Origin of the sequence: Bacillus sp. FSL K6-0073, from assembly GCF_038006085.1 — a bacterium.
Classification (GTDB): domain Bacteria; phylum Bacillota; class Bacilli; order Bacillales; family Bacillaceae_G; genus Bacillus_A; species Bacillus_A cereus.
Genome location: NZ_JBBOUN010000001.1, coordinates 4,176,417 through 4,196,552 on the forward strand (window position 1 = coordinate 4,176,417; position 20,136 = coordinate 4,196,552).

The following is a 20,136-nucleotide window of genomic DNA, read 5'->3' on the forward strand; positions in this document are numbered from 1 at the left end:
TCTAGACAACTATATAACACGAACGTTATACTTAAAAAACTTAGCCATTGTTCGTGTTTTATGGTAAAATGATTATACTACATTTTAAGGGAGCGTTTTATTATGAAAGAAGTATTTCGTTTACAAACTGATTTTTCATCTTCATTTGATCGCTGGGTAAGTTCTTTCGTGTCTGATCACCCAGCACAATTAGAATGGACAACTTTAAAGGAATTAATCCATGAATATACAACATCACATACAAATGATACGTTACCAGCATATATTTCTTCAGCTTTAACATATTACGCCCAACGTGTTTCAACTACAAACAGTTCAGAAATTGTTATTTTTGAAAACCCTACAATCTCGTAATCTATAATAAAAAAGCACTGGTTACAGTGCTTTTTTATTTATAGTTATTTAACAAATGATCATATTCCGTCCAAAAGTCGGTATACATACTTCGCTCAAACTCATTTGAAATTATCTTTTCACTTGATTTATTAAATAATTCTTTTGCTTGTAGTGCAAAAGAAACAATTTGTTTTCTATATTCATTTTCATTCAATTCTATATGAAGTCCTTCATAGTATATAGCCTTTTGATTAGTAGAAATAACTTTGACAAAGTCCTTTAAAATCACGTTTTCACCTATATGATTTATAGTCCAATGAATTGAAATTGGGCATCCTAACATTAGCATAGTGCCACATCCGTGCAAAATAAGCCCCGCTTCATTTTCAATATCACAAATATATTCTTTATCTAAAGTTCGTAACAAAGCTAAAGCTGATTCACTTATTCCCCATTCCTCATCCATACCTGTCTGCGTAATAATCGTTCCAGCCACATTTAAATATATTTCTCCATGAGAACATAAATCTTCATGCTCATTAAACAACCATTTTTGATTCTCAATATTTATAATAAAATTTTGTGGTCCCATTACAAATTCCCCTTTTATAAAAATATTTTTCCATATTATTCATAATCAATATCATGCATTTCATCCCACATATCTATTATAAATCCGTTTAATATTTTAAAAACACAGATAAAAAAGATATTGACACTACGATTTTCCATTGCTAACATTCAACATGTAATTGAATATGGTCTCTGTTAGGTGAGGCTCCTGTATAGAGAAACGCTGCTGCCCAAAAATGTCGAGAGACGCCAATGGGTCAACAGGAAAGGTCGGAATGAAGGCCTTTTTTAACGTAGCTGGTTTCAGTACCTATGCTATACAGTGCTAAAACTCAACGAGGGAGAGGTGCATGTATTTTGTCATACACAAAAACTGTTTTTATTTATGTCTACTAACAGTCTTTGTTGTGGACTCTTTTAACTGCGAATTCAGACCTTTACTCGTTTTGAGTAAAGGTCTTTTTACGTCTATATGCACCTTACTATGAAACAAACATAGCATATTCAGAAACTACTAAATTGTACGGAGGTGAGGAACAGTTGGCAATTGATGATTCGGCCCAGATACCCATACGTTTTACATTCATATTTCATCATGTAGGTAGGAAAGAAACTGTTCCTCACCATTTCAAATAGTTAGGTAACAGATTGTTTCCTCCTTCATGACAGAGGAGGAACTACCGATGTTTAATTTACAAAGACAAGAAACAAAGCATGCTTATGAGCAAGATAGCATGCAAACAAATAACGAATTATTAGTGGAGGTTGCAACACAAGATGTAAGCTCTGCGTTAAAACTTTTAGAAACAACACAAGGTGGATTATCTAAACAAGAAGCGTCTCGTAGACTTTCTTTATATGGTCCGAATGAAATAGCTCATAATAAAATGGCGCCGTGGTACATTCAATTTCTATTGGCATTTAAAAATCCATTTATTTTCGTTTTATTAGCTCTTGGAGCACTCTCCTTTTTCACAGATGATATGCAAGGAACGATTGTCGTATCTGTAATGGTCCTACTTAGTGCAACGATTCGGTTTTCCCAAGAATTTCGTTCTCAAAAAGCTTCCGATAAGTTAAAAGCTATGGTTCGAACAACTGCGAGCGTATTTAGAATAAATGGATTTGTACATGAAACAAAAAATGTAAAGAATTTAAACCGAAATTACACAACAGAAATTCCAATTGAGGAACTTGTACCTGGCGATATTATTTCCCTTTCAGCTGGTGATATCGTTCCAGCTGATGTGCGTGTTGTATCCGCTAAAGATTTATTTGTTAATCAATCTTCTTTGACAGGGGAAGCACTTCCTGTAGAAAAATACGAACACTGCTACCATACAGAAAATAAGCATATCTTACCGAAAAACATGAAAAAAAATTACAATCCACTCGATATGGAAAACCTTTGCTTCATGGGAACAAATATTGTAAGTGGTAGCGCAAAAGCTGTTGTCATCTCAACAAGTACCGATACGTATTTCGGCTCTTTAGCAAATAAGGTAATTGGAAAGCGTGTAGAAACAAGCTTTGATAAAGGTGTAAACAAAGTAAGCTGGCTCTTAATTACATTCATGCTTATTATGGCACCTATTGTCCTTCTCATTAATGGATTCACAAAAGGAGATTGGCAAGAAGCTTTCTTCTTCGCTATTGCCGTCGCTGTTGGCCTTACACCTGAAATGTTACCAATGATTGTAACTGCTAATTTAGCTAAAGGTGCCGTTAACATGTCTAAACAAAAAGTAATTGTAAAACAGCTAAATTCTATTCAAAACTTAGGTGCTATGAACATTCTTTGTACAGATAAAACCGGAACTTTAACAGAAGATAAAGTGGTCCTTGTTCGTCACTTAGATCCCAAGGGAAATGAATGCAATCGCGTCTTGCAATTTGCCTATTTAAATAGTTTCTATCAAACTGGATTGAAAAATTTAATAGATAAAGCTGTTATTAAGCATACAGAGGAAAACAATAAATTTAATCCATCAGCTTTTCAAAAGCTAGATGAAATTCCATTCGATTTCGCCCGCCGGCGTATGTCAGTTATCGTAAAGGATATTTCAGGTGAACATACAATGGTTTGTAAAGGTGCCGTAGAAGAAATTTTATCAATTTGTAACTACACTGAAGTGGATGAAAAAATCGTTCCACTCACCGAGGAAATACGTTCAAATGTCAAAAAACTAAGTGAGACACTAAATAGTGAAGGTATGCGGGTTATTGCTGTGGCTTATAAAAAAGATAGAAGAATAAATGATACAGAGTACGCAGTAAAAGACGAAACTGATATGATTCTCGCTGGATATATCGGCTTTTTAGATCCACCGAAACCATCTGCAGCAGCTGCAATTCAAGCATTACAAAAACATGGTGTACAAGTGAAAATTTTAACTGGCGATAACGAAATTGTTACAAGAAAGGTTTGTAAAGAAGTTGGATTAGATATCGGCGAACCAATCCTCGGTTACGAGATTGATTCTTTACCAGATAAAGCATTAGCAAAACTTGCTGAAGAAACGACTGTATTTGCGAAGCTTAATCCAATGCAAAAATCTCGTATTATACACGCATTACAAGGAAATGGACACACTGTAGGTTACATGGGAGACGGCATTAACGATGCTGTAGCATTACGTGAAGCTGATGTCGGAATATCTGTTAATACTGCTACTGATATTGCGAAAGAAGCTTCCGATATTATTCTACTCGAAAAAAGTTTAACTATATTAGAAGCAGGTATTTTAGAAGGACGTACTACATTCGGAAATATTTTAAAATATATTAAGATGACAGCTAGCTCTAACTTCGGTAATGTGTTTAGCGTGTTAGTAGCAAGTGCTTTCATTCCTTTTTTACCGATGCTTGCCATTCATCTTTTAATTCAAAACTTACTTTATGATATTTCACAACTTTCTATTCCATGGGACAAAATGGATAAAGAGTTTCTAGAAAAACCACGAAAATGGGATACTGCAAACTTACGAAACTTCATTATTTGTATCGGCCCAATTAGTTCCATATTTGATATTATCACATACGTAGTCATGTGGAATGTATTTGGTGCAAATACACCGAGCGAGCAATCATTATTCCAGTCCGGATGGTTTGTCGTTGGATTGTTAACACAAACTTTAATTGTTCACATGATAAGAACACAAAAGATTCCATTTATTCAAAGCACTGCATCAACACCAGTCGTTTTATTAACTGCTCTTATTATGGCAATCGGGATTTATATTCCATTCTCACCACTTGGTGCAGCCGTTGGTTTACAAGCATTGCCACTTAACTACTTCCCTTGGTTAGTAGGAATACTATTAGGCTACGCTTTTTTAACACAATTCCTAAAAAAGCTTTATATTAAAAAGTTTCATAGCTGGTTGTAAAAATAAGAATGAGTGGGTATTCCCCGCTCATTCTAAAAGACATAACACATATTTATTTATGGAGGTGACCATGATGGTATGGTACGACATTGTATTCAGATTAGTTATCGTAATTATTGTAGGAGCTTGCATTGGAATGGAAAGACAATGGAGACACGGAATGGCTGGGTTACGGACAAATGCTCTCGTATCACTTGGTACCTGTATAATAGGAAAGGTGTCATGATTTTACTACTTCATGACACCTTCTACATAAACTTATTTTCTAACTTTTGTTGAAACGACTTCTCTTGCTTACGTAGTAGTTGACTACCTCGTTGTAAAATCGGTGTTCCATATTTATCGTTAATTTGATCAATGACAGCAAGTAGTGGCTCTTTTTTCGCATCCTCTTCAAATGAAAACAAATCTAATTGTTTCACCGATTCTGTCTTCCACTCTATTTCAGTAGCTGTAACACCTAGTAAACGAACGGAATCACCATCCCAATGTTGCTTCCATAAACGGGATGCTGCTTGAAAAATATCGCGTTCTTCCCAAATTGCATTTTTCAATTGCTTACTCCGTGTTACTGTTCGCCTATCATGGTATTTAATCATAATTTGAATATTATAGCTGACAAGGGTTCGCTTTTGTAATCTTTTACTCACTGATTTTGATAACCGTTCTAACATATCAAGTAATTCTTTCTCTTCATCCATATCCTTTGAAAAAGTCATCGAGTTACCGACACTTTTATGTTGGCCCATTTGACTCGGATCCACTTCCCTATCATCCGTACCTTTTGCACGCTTTTGTAAATCAATACCGTGCTTCCCAATTTTAGCGCGAATGATATGCTCGTCTCCCTTCGCTAACTGTTCAATTGTATGTATATGAATTTCATTTAATTTTTCAGCTGTTTTTTCTCCAATCCCATGCATTGCTTCAACTGGAAGTGGCCAAATCATTTCTGGAATATCACGTTTTCGAAGTACGGTAATACCGAGAGGTTTTTTCATATCAGAAGCTGTTTTTGCTAGGAAAAGATTTGGAGCAATTCCGATACTACACGGAAGCTGCAACTCTGTTAATAGTGCTTGTTGAATCATCTTTGCTATTTCAAGAGGCGAACCAAGTGCGTAGCAATCTGTAATATCTAAATATCCTTCATCTATTGAGACTGGTTGTATCTTTTCTGTAAAACGAGAAAGGACTTGAAACATTTGAAATGAAGCTTCGCGATATAATGTGAAATTAGGACGCCTTACAACTAATTGCGGGCATAACCTTTTCGCTTCCCAAAGGGGCATCGTCGTACGTATGCCGTATTCTCTCGCCTCATAACTACATGTTATAATAATTCCTTTTCTCTCTTTTTCATTTCCAGCAACCGCTAATGGCTTTCCTTGTAATGATGGATCATGAGCAATTTCAACAGATGCGAAAAAGCAATTCATATCTACATGTAAAATAACACGACCATTTTTCGGATACATTTCTCGCATAGTACTCACTCCCTAATCAGAACGTTCGTTCTTTCATTATATCAAATTTTGCACAATAATTATAATAATTACTTGTTCTTTTTTATAATCGATATAAAGAGGATATATATGTGAAAGGGTCTGATTATGATGAGATCAACTAATAAAGTGAAACTTTAATCAACCCTCACCAATCGGGTTTTTGCGGGCAGCAGGGCCCCCACCTAACTTCTTTACTTTCGCTGAATTTTGAGGTAGGGAGCTTACTGTCCGGCAAATAGCGGGATAAACTCAACTATACATTCCTTGTAGTTATATTAATCATTGCAATTAATTATTTACTACTTCAGATTTTCAATATAAATACGTTAGGATTATTCCTTCGTCTAGTACATGTAGCAACAACGTATATACTTCCATAGGTTTTCTTATATTGGCTTATACGTCTTGTCAAAGCAATCGAATCAAAATAAAAAGCGTGTAAATCACAATTGATTTACACGCTTTTTCTATTTCATTACTTCGCTACTTCTTCAATAATTGCAACAACTAATTCTGCTGTTTTTGCTAATTCTTCAACAGGAATCTTCTCGTTTGTTGTATGAATTTCTTCATAACCAACTGCTAAGTTAACTGTTGGGATACCATGTCCTGCAATTACGTTTGCATCACTTCCGCCACCACTTTGGTGAAGAGAAGGTGTACGACCAATTTTTTCAGCTGCACGTTTTGCAACTTCTACAACGTGATCGCCATCAGCAAATTTAAATCCTGGGTACATAACGTTTACTTCAACGTCTGCATGCCCGCCCATTTCTTTTGCAGTTGTTTCAAATGCTTCTTTCATTTTAGCAACTTGTGCTTCCATTTTCTCATTGATTAAAGAACGAGCTTCTGCAAAGATTTGTACATGATCGCAAACGATATTCGTTTGTGTACCACCTTCAAAACGTCCAATATTTGCAGTCGTTTCAGAGTCAATGCGACCAAGTGGCATCTTCGCAATTGCTTTCGCTGCGATAGTAATTGCAGATACACCTTTCTCCGGCGCTACACCAGCGTGAGCTGTTTTCCCGCGAATAATTGCGTTCACTTTCGCTTGTGTTGGAGCTGCAACAACGATTTCACCAACTTTTCCATCGCTATCTAATGCGTAGCCATATTTCGCTGTAATACGCTCACGGTCTAATGCTTTTGCACCAACAAGACCTGATTCTTCTCCGACTGTAATAATAAATTCAATTTTACCATGAGGGATATTTTTCTCTTTTAAAACACGGATTGCTTCGAACATTGATGCTAATCCAGCTTTATCATCCGCACCTAAAATTGTTGTACCATCTGATACGATATATCCATCTTTAATAGAAGGCTTAATTCCATTACCAGGAACTACTGTATCCATATGAGAAGTAAAGTAAATTGTATCAACACCATCTTTTGTTGCTGGTAAAGTACAAATTAAGTTACCTGCACCATGACCAGTTACAGCCATTGTGTCATCTTCAAATACTTCTACACCTAAATCTGTAAATTTCTTCGTTAATACTTTGCAGATTTCTGCTTCAAATTTCGTTTCAGAATCTACTTGTACTAATTCCATAAATTCATTTACTAAACGTTCTTGATTAATCATAAGACTGCGCCTCCTGCACTACCATTATGTATGTAACACTATTAATTATAACAGAATTTCGCAAAAGTTTCGAAATACAAGACAAAAAACAGATGGTTTACATGTCTAGATAACCATCTGCTTTCTATTACTCATTTAACAATACCCAGCGCATATGATCTTCCCACACACCATTTACCATTAACATCTTCCTAGACACGCCTTCATATTGAAAACCTATCTTCGTTACTACTTGTATAGATGCTAAATTACGAGGCATAATCGGAGCTTCTATACGATGTAACTGAAATTCCCCAAAAGCAACTTGAATTGCTTTTCTAAGCGCTTCTGTCGTATACCCTTTGTTTAACTCTGCTTTATCTAATTTATAACTAAGTACACAAGATTGATAAATGCCACGAACGATTAAATTAAATGAAATACACCCAATTATTTTCGTATCATCACCCTTTTTAAAAATCCATAGTCTGATGATTTTCCCTTCTTCGAACTCTTTTCTATCCTTTTGCAACTTTTTCTTTTGATAATCTAGCGTAAAAAAATCATCCGGTCTATACTCTTCCCAAGCTTTTAAAAATTCACGATTTCTGTCGTAATATTGAAGAACTGTTTCAGCATACGACTCATCAATTTCCCTTAAGTATAAACGATCTGTTTCGTATATTTTCATCATCGTATCTCCATTCTTCAGCTTGCCCAACTAAAAATTAACAATATACCCTTTTACTATATTCTCTACACACTCTCAAATTTCCTGTTATATTTTGCAATCCCCTCCCGAATTTTGTCCTCACTCTCCCCTTGTCCATAATTTCATTTCTCGTTACAATGAAATTGTACTGATTTGCAAGGAGGTATAACGATGCATAAAAAAGCTCAAAAAGTTATGGTTTATGTGATGCTAATTTCTATGCTTGTAACAACATTACTTGCTGGCGCGAGTATGTTTTGGTAAAAAGGGCGATGTGTTCGTCCTTTTTTTACTTTTTACACATAACAAAATAAACCATCTCGACATCGAGATGGTTTATTTTATATAAAACACAATCGCTACAATACTAAAGGAAAATGACATTACAAGCGCTATTACAAAACTTGTATATTGTTTCTGCTGAAATGCCCCAATAACAAAAGTGAGATTAAGTAATGCCATACATACAATCGCTACAAGATAAGAACATATATTAAAAGTTGCCAATATGAATGTAATAACAAATAGAAATCCCATAAAAAACTGCATATACGAAAGTTTTGGATTCAAGTACATATGAGCAACCCCTTTATCTAATTTTATCTTTCTATACTCTCATTAACGCACGGTTATGTACACATGTCAAGACAACTTATTATAATAGAAAAAGCCAACCTTTTTGTTGGCTTTTTCATATGCAACGGCTCCTTTTTCTTTTGCCAATTGCTGAAATGATTTTTTCGATTTCACAATCCATACTTTCGTTCCAATTGGAATGCGATCAAACAAATATTCCACATCGTTTTTCTTCATTCTTATACACCCTTGTGAAATATACTTTCCAATTGAACTCGGTTGGTTTGTTCCATGTATTCCATATTTACTTCCATCAGTTCCTCTTGCATTAAATCCAATCCACCTTGACCCAAGTGGATTTTTTGGCGATCCACCTGGAATATCCTTCGCAATGTAATACGGATCCTTTGCTTTCATTACAACATCAAAAGTTCCTTCTGGAGTTAATTCATTCGTTTTCCCTGTCGCTACTGGAAAAACCTTTTGAATCTTTCCATCGTCAATGTAAGCTAATTTATTCGTTGCTTTATTTACAATAATAAAAGGATCTCCGGCACGTGGATTATCCCCAAGAGGCCAAATCGGCGATAAAGAAAGACATAATATGATAGAGAGAAGATACGGCATAGATAATTCCTACCTTCTATATAAGTTCTTTTATATTATCCTTTCCCTTAAAGCGACTTTTAATGAGTAAATATTGTTCCATTTCATACACAAGTTGAACAAGTTTCGCACGTATCTCAAATTCTTCGCGTGTAGCTGGCAATGGCATGTCTCTAAATAATCCCCTCATTTCTTGAAGCTGCCTTAAGGAAATAACGCCAGTACTCTCAGGGCTAATAGCATTACCAATGTTTTCAACAACATCTGCAATCATGTCAGCTTGTTCATATGTCCACGATAAAGAAGCTGCTAGTGGTATCATTCGCTCTAAAATTTCGAATTGTTGCATACGCATATTAAAATAACGATAGTAATAATCATCTTCTCGCATAAATGCATTCTCAAGTTTTTTAAACGATAAATCTCTTGCTTCATTTAACATATTCTCGGTTTCAATGAGTTCTGCTCCACTCCAACTACTTTCTCGATTTCGTAAATACACAACCATTTCAAACAAAATCGTTTTAAAATTATTCTCTATTTTATCCTGATACTCTTTTAGCTTATTTTCACTACTCGGCATATACATATTTACTAATAACGCCACGCTAATCCCTATCGTTAATATAGCAATTTCATTTCCAACTATAAGCCATGTAATTTGCTTCAATGAATATAGATGCATAACAATAACTGAACTCGTGACAATACCTTCTTGAATTTTAAGCATTACTGCAGTCGGAATAAATGTAAGTAACAATATGCTAATTGCAAGTGGTGTATAGCCAATCGTTTCAAAAATACAAAACGCGAATGCCATTGATAATACACACGCTAGAAAACGATGTAACGACACTTGAAGTGATTTACGCTTCGTATTTTGTACACATAAAATAACTAAAATGCCTGCTGAACTATAAAATTCTAACCCTAATAACTGAGCAATAAAAACTGCCGCACCTGTCCCTATTGCTGTTTTTACTGTACGATATCCAATTTTAAACATATCATTACTCCTATATGTATAAACGTATTTACAGCTAGTATAAAAAAAGGATGACACAATGTCATCCTTTTCTACTTATTATTCACATAACCTTTTCATATTACAATATTTTTTGTAAAAATTGTTGCGCACGTTCACTTTTCGGCGCTGCAAAAAATTCTTCTGGCGCACTATCTTCTACAAGCTTTCCTCCGTCCAAGAAAAGAACACGATCTGCCACTTCTTTTGCAAAGCCCATTTCATGTGTAACGATAGCCATCGTCATTCCTGTCGTAACTAACGATTTCATAACTTCTAACACTTCTTTCACCATCTCTGGATCTAGCGCCGATGTCGGTTCATCAAATAACATAACTTCCGGTTCCATCGCTAACGCTCTTGCAATTGCTACACGTTGCTTTTGTCCTCCCGAAAGACGATTTGGATACGTATCTTTTTTATCTACTAATCCAACCTTTTCTAAAAGTTTCTCAGCTTTCTTTTCAGCTTCTTGCTTCGTTACCCCTTTTACATTGATAGGAGCATACGTAATATTTTCTAATACAGTCATATGAGGAAATAAGTGAAAATGTTGAAATACCATACCAACATTTTCACGAACATGCATAACATTCGTTTTCGGATTCGTTACTTCTTCCGTCCCAATCCAAATGTGACCATCCGTTGGTGCTTCTAACATATTCATACAACGTAAAAATGTTGATTTTCCTGATCCAGAAGGCCCTATAATTGCGACTACTTCCCCTTTTTCAATTGTTGTTGTAATTCCTTTTAATACTTCGTTTTTACCAAATGATTTATGAAGGTTTTCAATTTTAATCACTTTTCTTCATTCTCCCTTCAATTGCCTTCCCGACTAATGTAAGAATAATGACTAACATATAATAAATCAGTCCAACAAAAAGTAATGGTTCAAGATATTTAAATGTCTCACCGCCTACAATGTAAGCACGACGCATTAAATCAGTCGCGCCTATTACTGTTACTACAGCCGATTCTTTCGTAAGTGTCGCAAATTCGTTCACAAGCGCTGGTAATATATTTTTTAATGCTTGAGGGAAAATAATATTTCTCATCATTTTTCCGTACGGTATCCCTAAAGCCATTGCTGCTTCTGTTTGTCCTTTATCAACCGCTTGAATACCAGCACGAATTACTTCTGACATGTATGCACCTGAATTCAAGCTAAATGCAAGTACAGCAGCTAAGAATGCTGGTATTTCATAACCAATTATTTGTGGGACGCCGAAATAAATAATCATTAATTGCAATACAAGGGGTGTACCACGAAAAATTGATGTATAAAAATCTGCTGCTATATTTAATGCTCGTATTCTAGCAATTTTACAAAGTGCTAATAGCGTTCCTAAAATAAATCCTGCTAAAGCTGATACTGCTACAATTTTCAAAGTAACTTCTAAACCTTTTAGTATATATGGTATCGAAGGCGTAATCGCCGAAAAATCTAAGTTCATTCTTTTCATTCCCCTCACAGAAAAGTGAAAGGCAGCTTATTTTCCGCTGCCAAACCATTTCTTCACTAATTTATCCATTTCTCCATTTTCTTGCATTTTTTTAATTACTTTATTAAATTCAGCTGTTTTATCACTGTTTTTTGGAAGGGCAATTGCTGCTCCAACTTCTTCTGGTGCTTCTTTAATTTCAATTCCTTGTAAATCTTTCATTTTCTCTAAATAATTTTTAGCAACTGTATCTTCTATAATTGCAGCGTCAAAACGACCAGCTTTAATTTCTTGTACGATTTCTGGTATACGGTCACGTCCCTCAACTTGGAAATCTACTTGTTTTTTAAATTCTGAAGCTTTCTCTTCTTGAATAGACCCTGTTTGTACCCCTACTTTTTTCCCTTTTAAATCCTCTACAGATTTAATGTTAGAATCCTTTTTAGAAACGACCATATTTTTCGCAACAAAATAAATATCTGTAAAATCAACATTATTTTTACGCTCTGCAGTTGGCGTCATACCTGCCATTACGAAATCAACTTTTCCTGAACTAAGAGATGCTAATAAACCACCAAAATCCATATCTTTCACTTTCACTTCATACCCAAGTTCTTTTCCGATATATTTAGCAACATCAACATCAAAGCCAATAATTTCATCGCTCTTTGACGCATCTACATATTCATAAGGTTTATAATCTGCTGAAGTTCCCATTACGAGTACTTTTTTATTTCCTTTTGTTTCTTTCGATTCCCCATTACTACAAGCGCTGAATATACTTACAATTAAAATAAGTGCAAACGATATTGATACTAACTTCTTCATCTTTCTTCCCCCTAATAATGTATATTTAAAAGTTTAATAGAATATTTATTCGATGTTTGTATTGTATCAGCACTTTTATTTTTATGCAATATATAAAATAAAAATAAATAAAGAAACAATATAAATGCTGTTTGTTATGTATAAAATGATGCATAAAATAACATAACTATGCATATCTCAGAAATTTTAATAATAAATAAAAAAGGCGGCACATCCACTTGATTGTGGACGTGCCGCCTTTTCTCTTATTTTTTATAGTTCTTCACAATTCTCTTCGAAATATGATTGTAGTTTCGCAATAACTTGCATCGGTTCATGACCTTCAATTTCATGACGCTCTACCATCGTTACAATTTTTCCATCTTTTAATAAAGCAAATGATGGAGAAGAAGGTGGGTACCCTTCGAAATATTCACGCGCTCTTGCTGTCGCTTCTTTATCTTGACCTGCAAACACCGTTACAAGGTGGTTAGGACGTTTATCATAATGTACGGAATGCGCAGCAGCAGGACGAGCAATACCACCTGCACAACCACATACAGAGTTTACCATTACAAGTGTTGTTCCATTTCTTTTAAACGCTTCTTCTACCGCTTCCGGCGTCGTCAATTCTGTATATCCAGCAGAGACAATCTCTTCACGCGCTTGGCGGACAACATCATTCATAAAAAAGTTAAAATTAATCACTCTTTTCCCTCCTCTAAAACTACCTATTTGTATCTTACCAGTTAATGTTTATGAAATACAAGTAAGTTTACTTGTATTTAAGTATAGAAAAGGTGTTAGAGCTCTTGCTCTAACACCTTTTCTTTAATGACCACGATGTTTTTGCTTTGCTTTTTGTACTTTCATTAAACGTCTTCTTTCTTTTTCAGCTTCTCGCTTCTCTTTAGACTGCAGTTTCTTTTCTTGTTTATGCAATTCATAAGATAAACTAATCGCCTCTTGCGCCTTAGTAAAACGTTTAATAGTTGTTTCTTTTGCTGCTTGTCGCATGATACGCTTTATGTTTTTAGGACGCTGTTTTTCTTTAACTTCTACACCACATTTTGCAAAGTGCTGAAAATGCTCTAAAAGTGAACCATTCACAAACATAAGCACTTCTTCATCTGACGGTTCCGCCCCAAAAATATACCTCGCCCCATACAATTTCCCTTTTTCTTTACATGTAATGATTCCAACAAAAAATTGGCCATCGTGATATACTGTCAAATCCATTGACAGCCCCTCCTTTAAAAGATTAGAAATACGGGACATCCCGGAGGGGAAGGTTACTGACATGAAATCATGCGTCTGGACTACCAACCAGAGCTGTGTTTTTGTATTTCTTTCACTATTATTATATCTTTTTTTCCATAATCTTCATATATTCAGCAATCATTTTTTTATGCGATCCTACAATATAGTCAGGTAGTTCTGTTACTGAAAAGAATTTAAGCTGAACTGCTTCTTCTTTATTCATAACAAAATCCCCTTCGTATTCATCCGTATAATAGGCGGTTGTTACAGATTGAAATTCATCACCGTTTTCTAATTTTGTAAAGTAGTTCGCTCCAGAAAATACATTGATTAGTCGCAAGTTCTTCACTTTTATTCCTGTCTCTTCATATACTTCACGATAAGCTGTTTCTTCTGGTGATTCACTAAGCTCCATTAGCCCGCCAGGTAGCCCCCATTTTCCGTACGGCTCTGTCCGCTGCTGCAATAAAACATATCCATTTTCATTTATAACGAGTACAACAGCACCAACTAAAATTAAAGGGCGATGACCAACTATTTTTCGTAATTCTTCTACATATCCCACCGTATCGCCTCCTTTTTCGTTGTCCACACTATTGTATCATATGTACGAAACGACAAAATGCGTATATTTTTCATTTTTTTAACAAAATATTTATTTTATGTGATTCATCTACTGTAGCTAACATAATAGATTCGACTTCTGTACTCTCCTCTAGAAATTCTCTCGCCCACGCTTCTGTTTTTCCTAATAATGCAAGAACATCTTTCTGTATCCTCCCATCCTTTACTAATACAAAAGAAACTGGGGATTTTTTTCCCGCCACTTTAAGATCCAGCCGCGAAACTGCTTCATATTCTGGATACCGAAATATAGAAACGACACCGTTTGCTTCCCATAATGCTAATTTAATCGTTTGAATATCGCTCACATTTCGCATACGAAGTTCCGAAAACAAATATTCCAAGGTAATTCTCGCCTTTTTCAAATTGCTAAAATTAATGGAACCATTGTGTATAAGAATAATAGGTGCAGGCTCTAAAAAACGTCTCCATCTATCCCATTTCAGCATTAAAACTGAGCTTATAATATGAAGTACAACAAGTATGAACGTTGTAATCATCGATCCCAGTAACCCTACTTTTTCATCAGACAATGCGTTAGAAATATTCCCACCAAGCAATAACACTAATACAACATCTAAAAAACGAAGTTGTGCGATAGACCTTTGCCCCATCGCTTTCGCAACTAATATTAAAAATATGTATGCTATAATAGCCCGAATAACCCATTCACTATTAGAAAGATGCCGTGCTCCTTCAAAAATATGCATATGCATCACTTTGCACTCCTTACCCGTCTCAAACTGCTATCCTGTTTTAGTTTGCAACGTTTATGAGCATATATGTAAAAAAGCTGGTTCGTTTAAAAACGAACCAGCTTTTTTTACTTAACTGAAAACATATATTTTTTATACGTTTTCCGTACCGATAATATGAGCCCCATCATAATCATATTTGAGAATAAGGAACTTCCCCCATACGATAAGAAAGGTAATGCAATACCTTTTACAGGCATTAATCCAACGATCATACCGATGTTTTGGAATATTTGAACTGTTAATATACCGATTGATCCAGCGCATAATAATGTACCAAATAAATTATCAGCGGAATAACCAATAATAATTGTTCGATATAGTAGTAATAGGAACAAGAAGACAACTAAGGCTGCTACGATAAATCCACCTTCTTCGGCAATTGTAGCGAAAATAAAGTCAGTATGCTTCTCTGGGATATAGACGCTTCCTCCCCCAAACCCTTTACCTTCCATTCCTCCACTACCTACAGCTAAAATCGATTGCTGTGTTTGATAACCTTGATCTGCATTTTCAAATGGATTTAACCAACCTACAATACGCGACTGTTGGTGAGGTTTTAGTAAAGTAACTAAATTATTATAGAAAAAGTCTTGATACTTAAAGAAAATAAATATTAAAGCAGATAATATGGTCAACGGAATAACTGTACATAATGCTATCAATTTCTTTTGAATACCTGACATAAATAAAATACATGCAATAGCAGCAGCGTATAAGAACACCATACCTGTATCAGGTTGACTATATACAACCGCCATAGGTGGAAGTGACACTAGCATAATTTTACCTACTAGCTTTAAATCTGTTTGGAATGTCCTTGCCATATACTGTGCATTATGTTTCACTGCTATACTCGCTACTACAAGTAGCAATGCAATTTTGAAAAACTCAGACGGCTGAATTTGCCCAAATACTGGGAAAACAAACCATCTTTTTGCACCTAATTTTTCAGGTGTAAAACCTGATGGTGGTAATACTTTCAAAAGAATAAGTGAAGCAAATCCAGCAATATAAAGCGGCCAAGATAATTTTTGCAATTGATCTAAGTCGATGCTTGCAACAAGAAGTAACAATACAACCCCAATTATGTAGTTAACACCTTGTTTCATAGCAAAGTTTGCAGCTCCATACTGTCCCGTTTGCTGACTGCTATATATAGCAGCTATACTCGTCACACATAGTGCACACAAAATTAAAATTAATTTTACATCTAAACTTTTTAGAAACTCGGTACTTCTTTTCATGACATCCTCCTGAAACATTGTTACGGCAAAAATAAAAAACCAGGAGTCAACATTCTTCATGTTTTGACGACTGATTACACATTATCTATAAAACACTTATATAGAATAACTCTCTTTTTCATACAATACAATATATTATACTACAGTTTCATCAGTAAGATTTGCCAAAAAAATTATTCTTTTCTTATTTTATATCCATATACCATATATCAGCAATGTATTTTCGTAAATTCCTAATACATAATCGTTTATTGTAAGATTACTGGGAAAGATATTTATACATATAGTAGGATGTAGATGAAGAAATAAGATAATAAAAAGCTCGCATAAGCGAGCTTTTTATTAATATACAGATGTATTATTTTCTGACATGTTTTCTAAAATTTCTTTAACACGTCCTAAGAACTTACCACAAATTAAACCATCAAGTACTCGGTGATCAAGTGATAAACATAAGTTAACCATATCACGAGCACCGAACATACCGTTATCCATAATTACTGGGCGTTTTACAATTGATTCAACTTGTAAAATAGCCGCTTGTGGGTAATTAATAATACCCATAGATTGAACAGAACCGAATGATCCTGTGTTATTAATTGTAAATGTTCCACCTTGCATTTCGTCTGCTTTTAACGATTTCGTACGTACTTTTCCTGCAAGTTCTGTAATTTCACGAGCGATACCTTTAATTGTTTTCTCGTCCGCTTGCTTAATTACTGGTACAAATAGTTCTTCCTCTGTTGCAACAGCGATAGAAAGGTTAATATCTTTCTTCTGAACAATTTTATCGCCAGCCCACATTGAATTAATTTGAGGATACTCTTTTAACGCTTGTGCTACTGCTTTTACGAAGAAAGCAAAGAACGTTAAGTTAAAGCCTTCACGCTTCTTAAAGTCACCTTTAATTGAGTTACGGTATGACACAAGGTTTGTCACATCTACTTCAATCATCATCCAAGCATGTGGTGCTTCGTGTTTACTACGTAACATGTTTGCTGCGATTGCTTTACGCACACCTGTTACTGGAATTTCGATATCTCCAGGCATTGTAGGTACAGAAACTGGTTTCGCAGCTTCTACTTTTTGCGCTACTGGTGCTGCTTTTGGTGCTTCTGGGCGAGCTTCTACTACTGCCGCTACAGCTTCCTCTTTCTTCGCCGCACCTGCTTGTGGGATATTTCCAGATTCCACTAGCTTTAAAATATCTTTACGAGTGATACGGCCGTTTGCTCCCGTACCTTCTACTAGATCTAAATCAACGTTATGCTCACCCGCAAGCTTTAACACAGCTGGTGAAAAACGTGGTTTTCCATCAGTTGGTTGTTTTACTTTCGGTGCTTTTTCAGACGTAGCTACTTCTGCCTTTGATTCTTCTTTAGTTTTTTCCTCAACAGCTGTTGCTGCTACTTCATCTGCGCCTTCTACTTGAATAACACAAACTACTTCACCTACAGCTAACGTATCACCTTCACCAGCGATTAACTCTTTCACAACACCCGTGAAAGAAGATGGTACTTCAGCATTTACTTTATCAGTCATTACTTCTGCAAGCGGATCATACTTATTTACGTGATCGCCAACATTAACGAGCCATTTACTAATTGTGCCCTCTGTAACGCTCTCCCCGAGCTGAGGCATTGTAATATTTTCTACAGCCATGTATAGTCCCCCCGATTAAAATTCCGCAAGTTCACGCATTGCTTTTTCAACTTTATCTGGATTTACCATAAAGAATTTTTCCATTGTTGGTGCATATGGCATTGCTGGAACGTCTGGACCTGCAAGACGTGCGATTGGCGCATCTAAATCAAATAGACAGTTTTCAGCGATAATTGCTGCCACTTCACTCATAATGCTTCCTTCTTTATTGTCTTCTGTTACAAGAAGAACTTTACCTGTTTTAGAAGCTGCTTCAATGATTGCTTCTTTATCTAATGGATATACAGTACGTAAATCAAGAATGTGTGCAGAGATGCCATCTTGTGCTAACTTTTCAGCCGCTTGAAGAGCAAAATGAACACATAATCCGTACGTGATAACTGTAATATCATCACCTTCACGTTTTACATCTGCTTTTCCGATTGGTAATACGTAGTCATCCTCTGGTACTTCACCTTTAATTAAACGATATGCACGTTTATGTTCGAAGAATAATACTGGATCTTCATCACGAATGGCTGCTTTTAATAAGCCTTTTGCATCATATGGTGTAGAAGGGATAACGATTTTTAAACCTGGTTGGTTTGCAAACATCGCTTCTACAGATTGTGAATGATACAATGCACCGTGAACACCCCCGCCAAATGGTGCACGAATTGTAACTGGACAAGTCCAATCATTATTAGAACGATAACGAATTTTTGCTGCCTCAGAAACAATTTGGTTTACTGCTGGCATGATGAAATCAGCAAACTGCATTTCAGCGATTGGACGCATACCATACATTGCTGCACCAATTGCTACCCCAGCAATTGCAGATTCTGCAAGCGGTGCATCAAGCGCACGATCTTCACCAAATTGATCATACAAACCGTGTGTCGCTTTAAACACGCCACCTTTTTTACCAACATCTTCTCCTAAAACGAATACTTTCTCATCGCGTTCCATTTCTTCGCGCATTGCTAATGTAATAGCATCAATATAAGACATTACAGCCATGAAACGTTCCCCCCTATTCTGCGTATACGTGCTTCAATGCATCTTCAGGTGCTGCATACGGAGCATTTTCTGCATATTCTGTTGCTTCATTTACGATATGCATAATTTCGTCTAACATTTGTTTTTCGGATTCCTCAGTTAACACACCAGCTTCTTTTAAATAAGCTGCGAATGTTATAATTGAATCTTTTTTCTTTGCTTCTTCTACTTCTTCTTTATCACGATAAACACGATCATCATCGTCACTAGAATGTGCTGTTAAACGATATGATACTGTTTCAATTAAAGTTGGTCCTTCACCACGACGACCGCGATCTGCTGCTTCTTTTACAGCTTTATATACTGCAAGTGGATCGTTTCCGTCTATTGTATATCCAGGCATACCGTAACCAATCGCACGATCTGATACGTTTTTACATGCTAATTGTTTTTCAACTGGAATAGAGATTGCATATTTGTTATTTTCACACATAAAAATAACAGGTAGTTTGTGTACACCAGCAAAGTTTGCCCCTTCATGGAAGTCACCTTGGTTTGAAGAACCTTCTCCAAATGTAACGAACGTTACTAAATCTTTCTTCTCCATTTTTCCAGCTAGTGCAATACCAACTGCATGTGGTACTTGTGTTGTTACTGGAGATGAACCTGTAACAATACGATTTTTCTTTTGACCGAAGTGACCAGGCATTTGACGACCACCAGAGTTTGGATCTCCAGCTTTCGCAAAAGCAGACAACATAAGCTCTTTAGCTGTCATACCAAATGCTAGTACAACACCCATATCACGGTAGTATGGTAATGCATAATCTTTCTCTCTATCAAGAGCGAACGCCGCTCCAACTTGTGCAGCCTCTTGTCCTTGACAAGAAATTACGAATGGAATTTTACCAGCGCGGTTTAATAACCACATACGTTCGTCAATTTTACGTGCAAGTAACATCGTACGGAACATTTCTAATACTTGCTCATCACTTAAGCCAAGCTCTTCATGGCGCTTTTCTTTTACTTCTGCCATTTTTCATAACCTCCTAAATCCACAT

21 protein-coding genes, 1 pseudogene and 1 riboswitch are annotated in these 20,136 nt (G+C 35.8%); of the genes and pseudogenes, 4 read left to right on the plus strand and 18 right to left on the minus strand.

Annotated features, from left to right (window positions below; genetic code table 11):
• Positions 1-102: 102 nt before the first annotated feature.
• Entirely contained in the window at positions 103-354 is a 252-nt protein-coding gene (locus tag MHB52_RS21500; protein WP_000665709.1) for a DUF3932 family protein, read from the plus strand.
• A 34-nt stretch (positions 355-388) separates the two neighbouring features.
• On the opposite strand, the gene MHB52_RS21505 is transcribed toward MHB52_RS21500, so the two are convergent.
• A complete protein-coding gene (locus MHB52_RS21505; RefSeq protein ID WP_061663463.1) occupies positions 389-928 on the minus strand; it encodes a hypothetical protein in 540 nt (179 codons plus the stop codon).
• A gap of 165 nt (positions 929-1,093) precedes the next feature.
• A riboswitch (M-box (ykoK) riboswitch) is annotated at positions 1,094-1,261 on the plus strand.
• 331 nt (positions 1,262-1,592) lie between these two features.
• On the opposite strand from MHB52_RS21505, the gene mgtA reads away from it, so the two are divergent.
• Both mgtA and MHB52_RS21515 read left to right on the plus strand, forming a co-directional pair.
• Positions 1,593-4,298, plus strand: coding sequence for a magnesium-translocating P-type ATPase (gene mgtA / locus MHB52_RS21510; RefSeq protein ID WP_061663462.1), 2,706 nt, complete (start codon positions 1,593-1,595; stop codon positions 4,296-4,298).
• 73 nt (positions 4,299-4,371) lie between these two features.
• A pseudogene (locus tag MHB52_RS21515) lies at positions 4,372-4,506 on the plus strand (MgtC/SapB family protein); the annotation flags it as partial.
• Between the two features lie 40 nt (positions 4,507-4,546).
• Here MHB52_RS21515 and MHB52_RS21520 read toward each other — a convergent pair.
• The 3 genes from MHB52_RS21520 to MHB52_RS21530 all read right to left on the minus strand — a co-directional run bounded on the left by MHB52_RS21520 (position 4,547) and on the right by MHB52_RS21530 (position 8,073).
• Positions 4,547-5,785 (minus strand): DNA polymerase IV, encoded by a 1,239-nt coding sequence (locus MHB52_RS21520; protein WP_001208856.1) that lies wholly within the window; start codon positions 5,783-5,785, stop codon positions 4,547-4,549.
• A gap of 496 nt (positions 5,786-6,281) precedes the next feature.
• Positions 6,282-7,400, minus strand: coding sequence for a tripeptidase T (locus tag MHB52_RS21525; protein ID WP_000609803.1), 1,119 nt, complete (start codon positions 7,398-7,400; stop codon positions 6,282-6,284).
• A gap of 127 nt (positions 7,401-7,527) precedes the next feature.
• Positions 7,528-8,073, minus strand: coding sequence for a GNAT family N-acetyltransferase (locus MHB52_RS21530; protein WP_001987197.1), 546 nt, complete (start codon positions 8,071-8,073; stop codon positions 7,528-7,530).
• 189 nt (positions 8,074-8,262) lie between these two features.
• Between MHB52_RS21530 and prli42 the strand changes: the two genes are divergently transcribed.
• The gene (gene prli42 / locus MHB52_RS21535) at positions 8,263-8,355 is read left to right on the plus strand and encodes a stressosome-associated protein Prli42 (protein WP_000549040.1); all 93 of its coding nucleotides are present in this window, start codon (positions 8,263-8,265) and stop codon (positions 8,353-8,355) included.
• A gap of 72 nt (positions 8,356-8,427) precedes the next feature.
• Here the strand turns inward: prli42 and MHB52_RS21540 are convergent, their stop codons facing one another.
• The 14 genes from MHB52_RS21540 to bfmBAA form a co-directional block, all read right to left on the minus strand.
• Positions 8,428-8,667 carry a DUF3894 domain-containing protein gene (locus tag MHB52_RS21540; RefSeq protein ID WP_000281167.1) on the minus strand — a complete coding sequence of 80 codons (240 nt, stop codon included), beginning with the start codon at positions 8,665-8,667 and terminating at the stop codon, positions 8,428-8,430.
• Positions 8,668-8,733: 66 nt separating this feature from the next.
• Complete coding sequence (locus tag MHB52_RS21545) at positions 8,734-9,294, minus strand: L,D-transpeptidase (protein ID WP_016118615.1); 561 nt, start codon at positions 9,292-9,294, stop codon at positions 8,734-8,736.
• Positions 9,295-9,310: 16 nt separating this feature from the next.
• Positions 9,311-10,279: an aromatic acid exporter family protein gene (locus MHB52_RS21550; RefSeq protein ID WP_000472666.1), complete on the minus strand. Its 969-nt coding sequence runs from the start codon at positions 10,277-10,279 to the stop codon at positions 9,311-9,313.
• 100 nt (positions 10,280-10,379) lie between these two features.
• Positions 10,380-11,102 (minus strand): amino acid ABC transporter ATP-binding protein, encoded by a 723-nt coding sequence (locus MHB52_RS21555; protein WP_000590202.1) that lies wholly within the window; start codon positions 11,100-11,102, stop codon positions 10,380-10,382.
• Entirely contained in the window at positions 11,095-11,754 is a 660-nt protein-coding gene (locus MHB52_RS21560; RefSeq protein ID WP_001046915.1) for an amino acid ABC transporter permease, read from the minus strand. Before MHB52_RS21560 ends, MHB52_RS21555 begins: the two co-directional genes overlap by 8 nt.
• A gap of 36 nt (positions 11,755-11,790) precedes the next feature.
• A complete protein-coding gene (locus tag MHB52_RS21565; RefSeq protein WP_000737676.1) occupies positions 11,791-12,570 on the minus strand; it encodes a transporter substrate-binding domain-containing protein in 780 nt (259 codons plus the stop codon).
• A 252-nt stretch (positions 12,571-12,822) separates the two neighbouring features.
• Positions 12,823-13,236, minus strand: coding sequence for a BrxA/BrxB family bacilliredoxin (locus MHB52_RS21570; protein ID WP_001979317.1), 414 nt, complete (start codon positions 13,234-13,236; stop codon positions 12,823-12,825).
• Positions 13,237-13,380: 144 nt separating this feature from the next.
• Positions 13,381-13,788 (minus strand): YjdF family protein, encoded by a 408-nt coding sequence (locus tag MHB52_RS21575; RefSeq protein ID WP_061663461.1) that lies wholly within the window; start codon positions 13,786-13,788, stop codon positions 13,381-13,383.
• 121 nt (positions 13,789-13,909) lie between these two features.
• Positions 13,910-14,374, minus strand: a complete 465-nt coding sequence (locus MHB52_RS21580; protein ID WP_000542555.1) for an NUDIX hydrolase — start codon at positions 14,372-14,374, stop codon at positions 13,910-13,912.
• 70 nt (positions 14,375-14,444) lie between these two features.
• Positions 14,445-15,149, minus strand: a complete 705-nt coding sequence (locus MHB52_RS21585; RefSeq protein ID WP_000550964.1) for a DUF421 domain-containing protein — start codon at positions 15,147-15,149, stop codon at positions 14,445-14,447.
• Between the two features lie 107 nt (positions 15,150-15,256).
• Entirely contained in the window at positions 15,257-16,435 is a 1,179-nt protein-coding gene (locus tag MHB52_RS21590; RefSeq protein WP_000831181.1) for an FtsW/RodA/SpoVE family cell cycle protein, read from the minus strand.
• A gap of 342 nt (positions 16,436-16,777) precedes the next feature.
• Positions 16,778-18,097, minus strand: a complete 1,320-nt coding sequence (locus MHB52_RS21595) for a dihydrolipoamide acetyltransferase family protein (protein ID WP_000257681.1) — start codon at positions 18,095-18,097, stop codon at positions 16,778-16,780.
• A 15-nt stretch (positions 18,098-18,112) separates the two neighbouring features.
• On the minus strand, positions 18,113-19,096 hold the full coding sequence (bfmBAB, locus tag MHB52_RS21600; RefSeq protein ID WP_000290071.1) for a 3-methyl-2-oxobutanoate dehydrogenase subunit beta: 984 nt from the start codon (positions 19,094-19,096) through the stop codon (positions 18,113-18,115).
• Positions 19,097-19,109: 13 nt separating this feature from the next.
• Positions 19,110-20,111 carry a 3-methyl-2-oxobutanoate dehydrogenase subunit alpha gene (gene bfmBAA / locus MHB52_RS21605; protein ID WP_000852551.1) on the minus strand — a complete coding sequence of 334 codons (1,002 nt, stop codon included), beginning with the start codon at positions 20,109-20,111 and terminating at the stop codon, positions 19,110-19,112.
• Between the last annotated feature and the right edge of the window lie 25 nt (positions 20,112-20,136).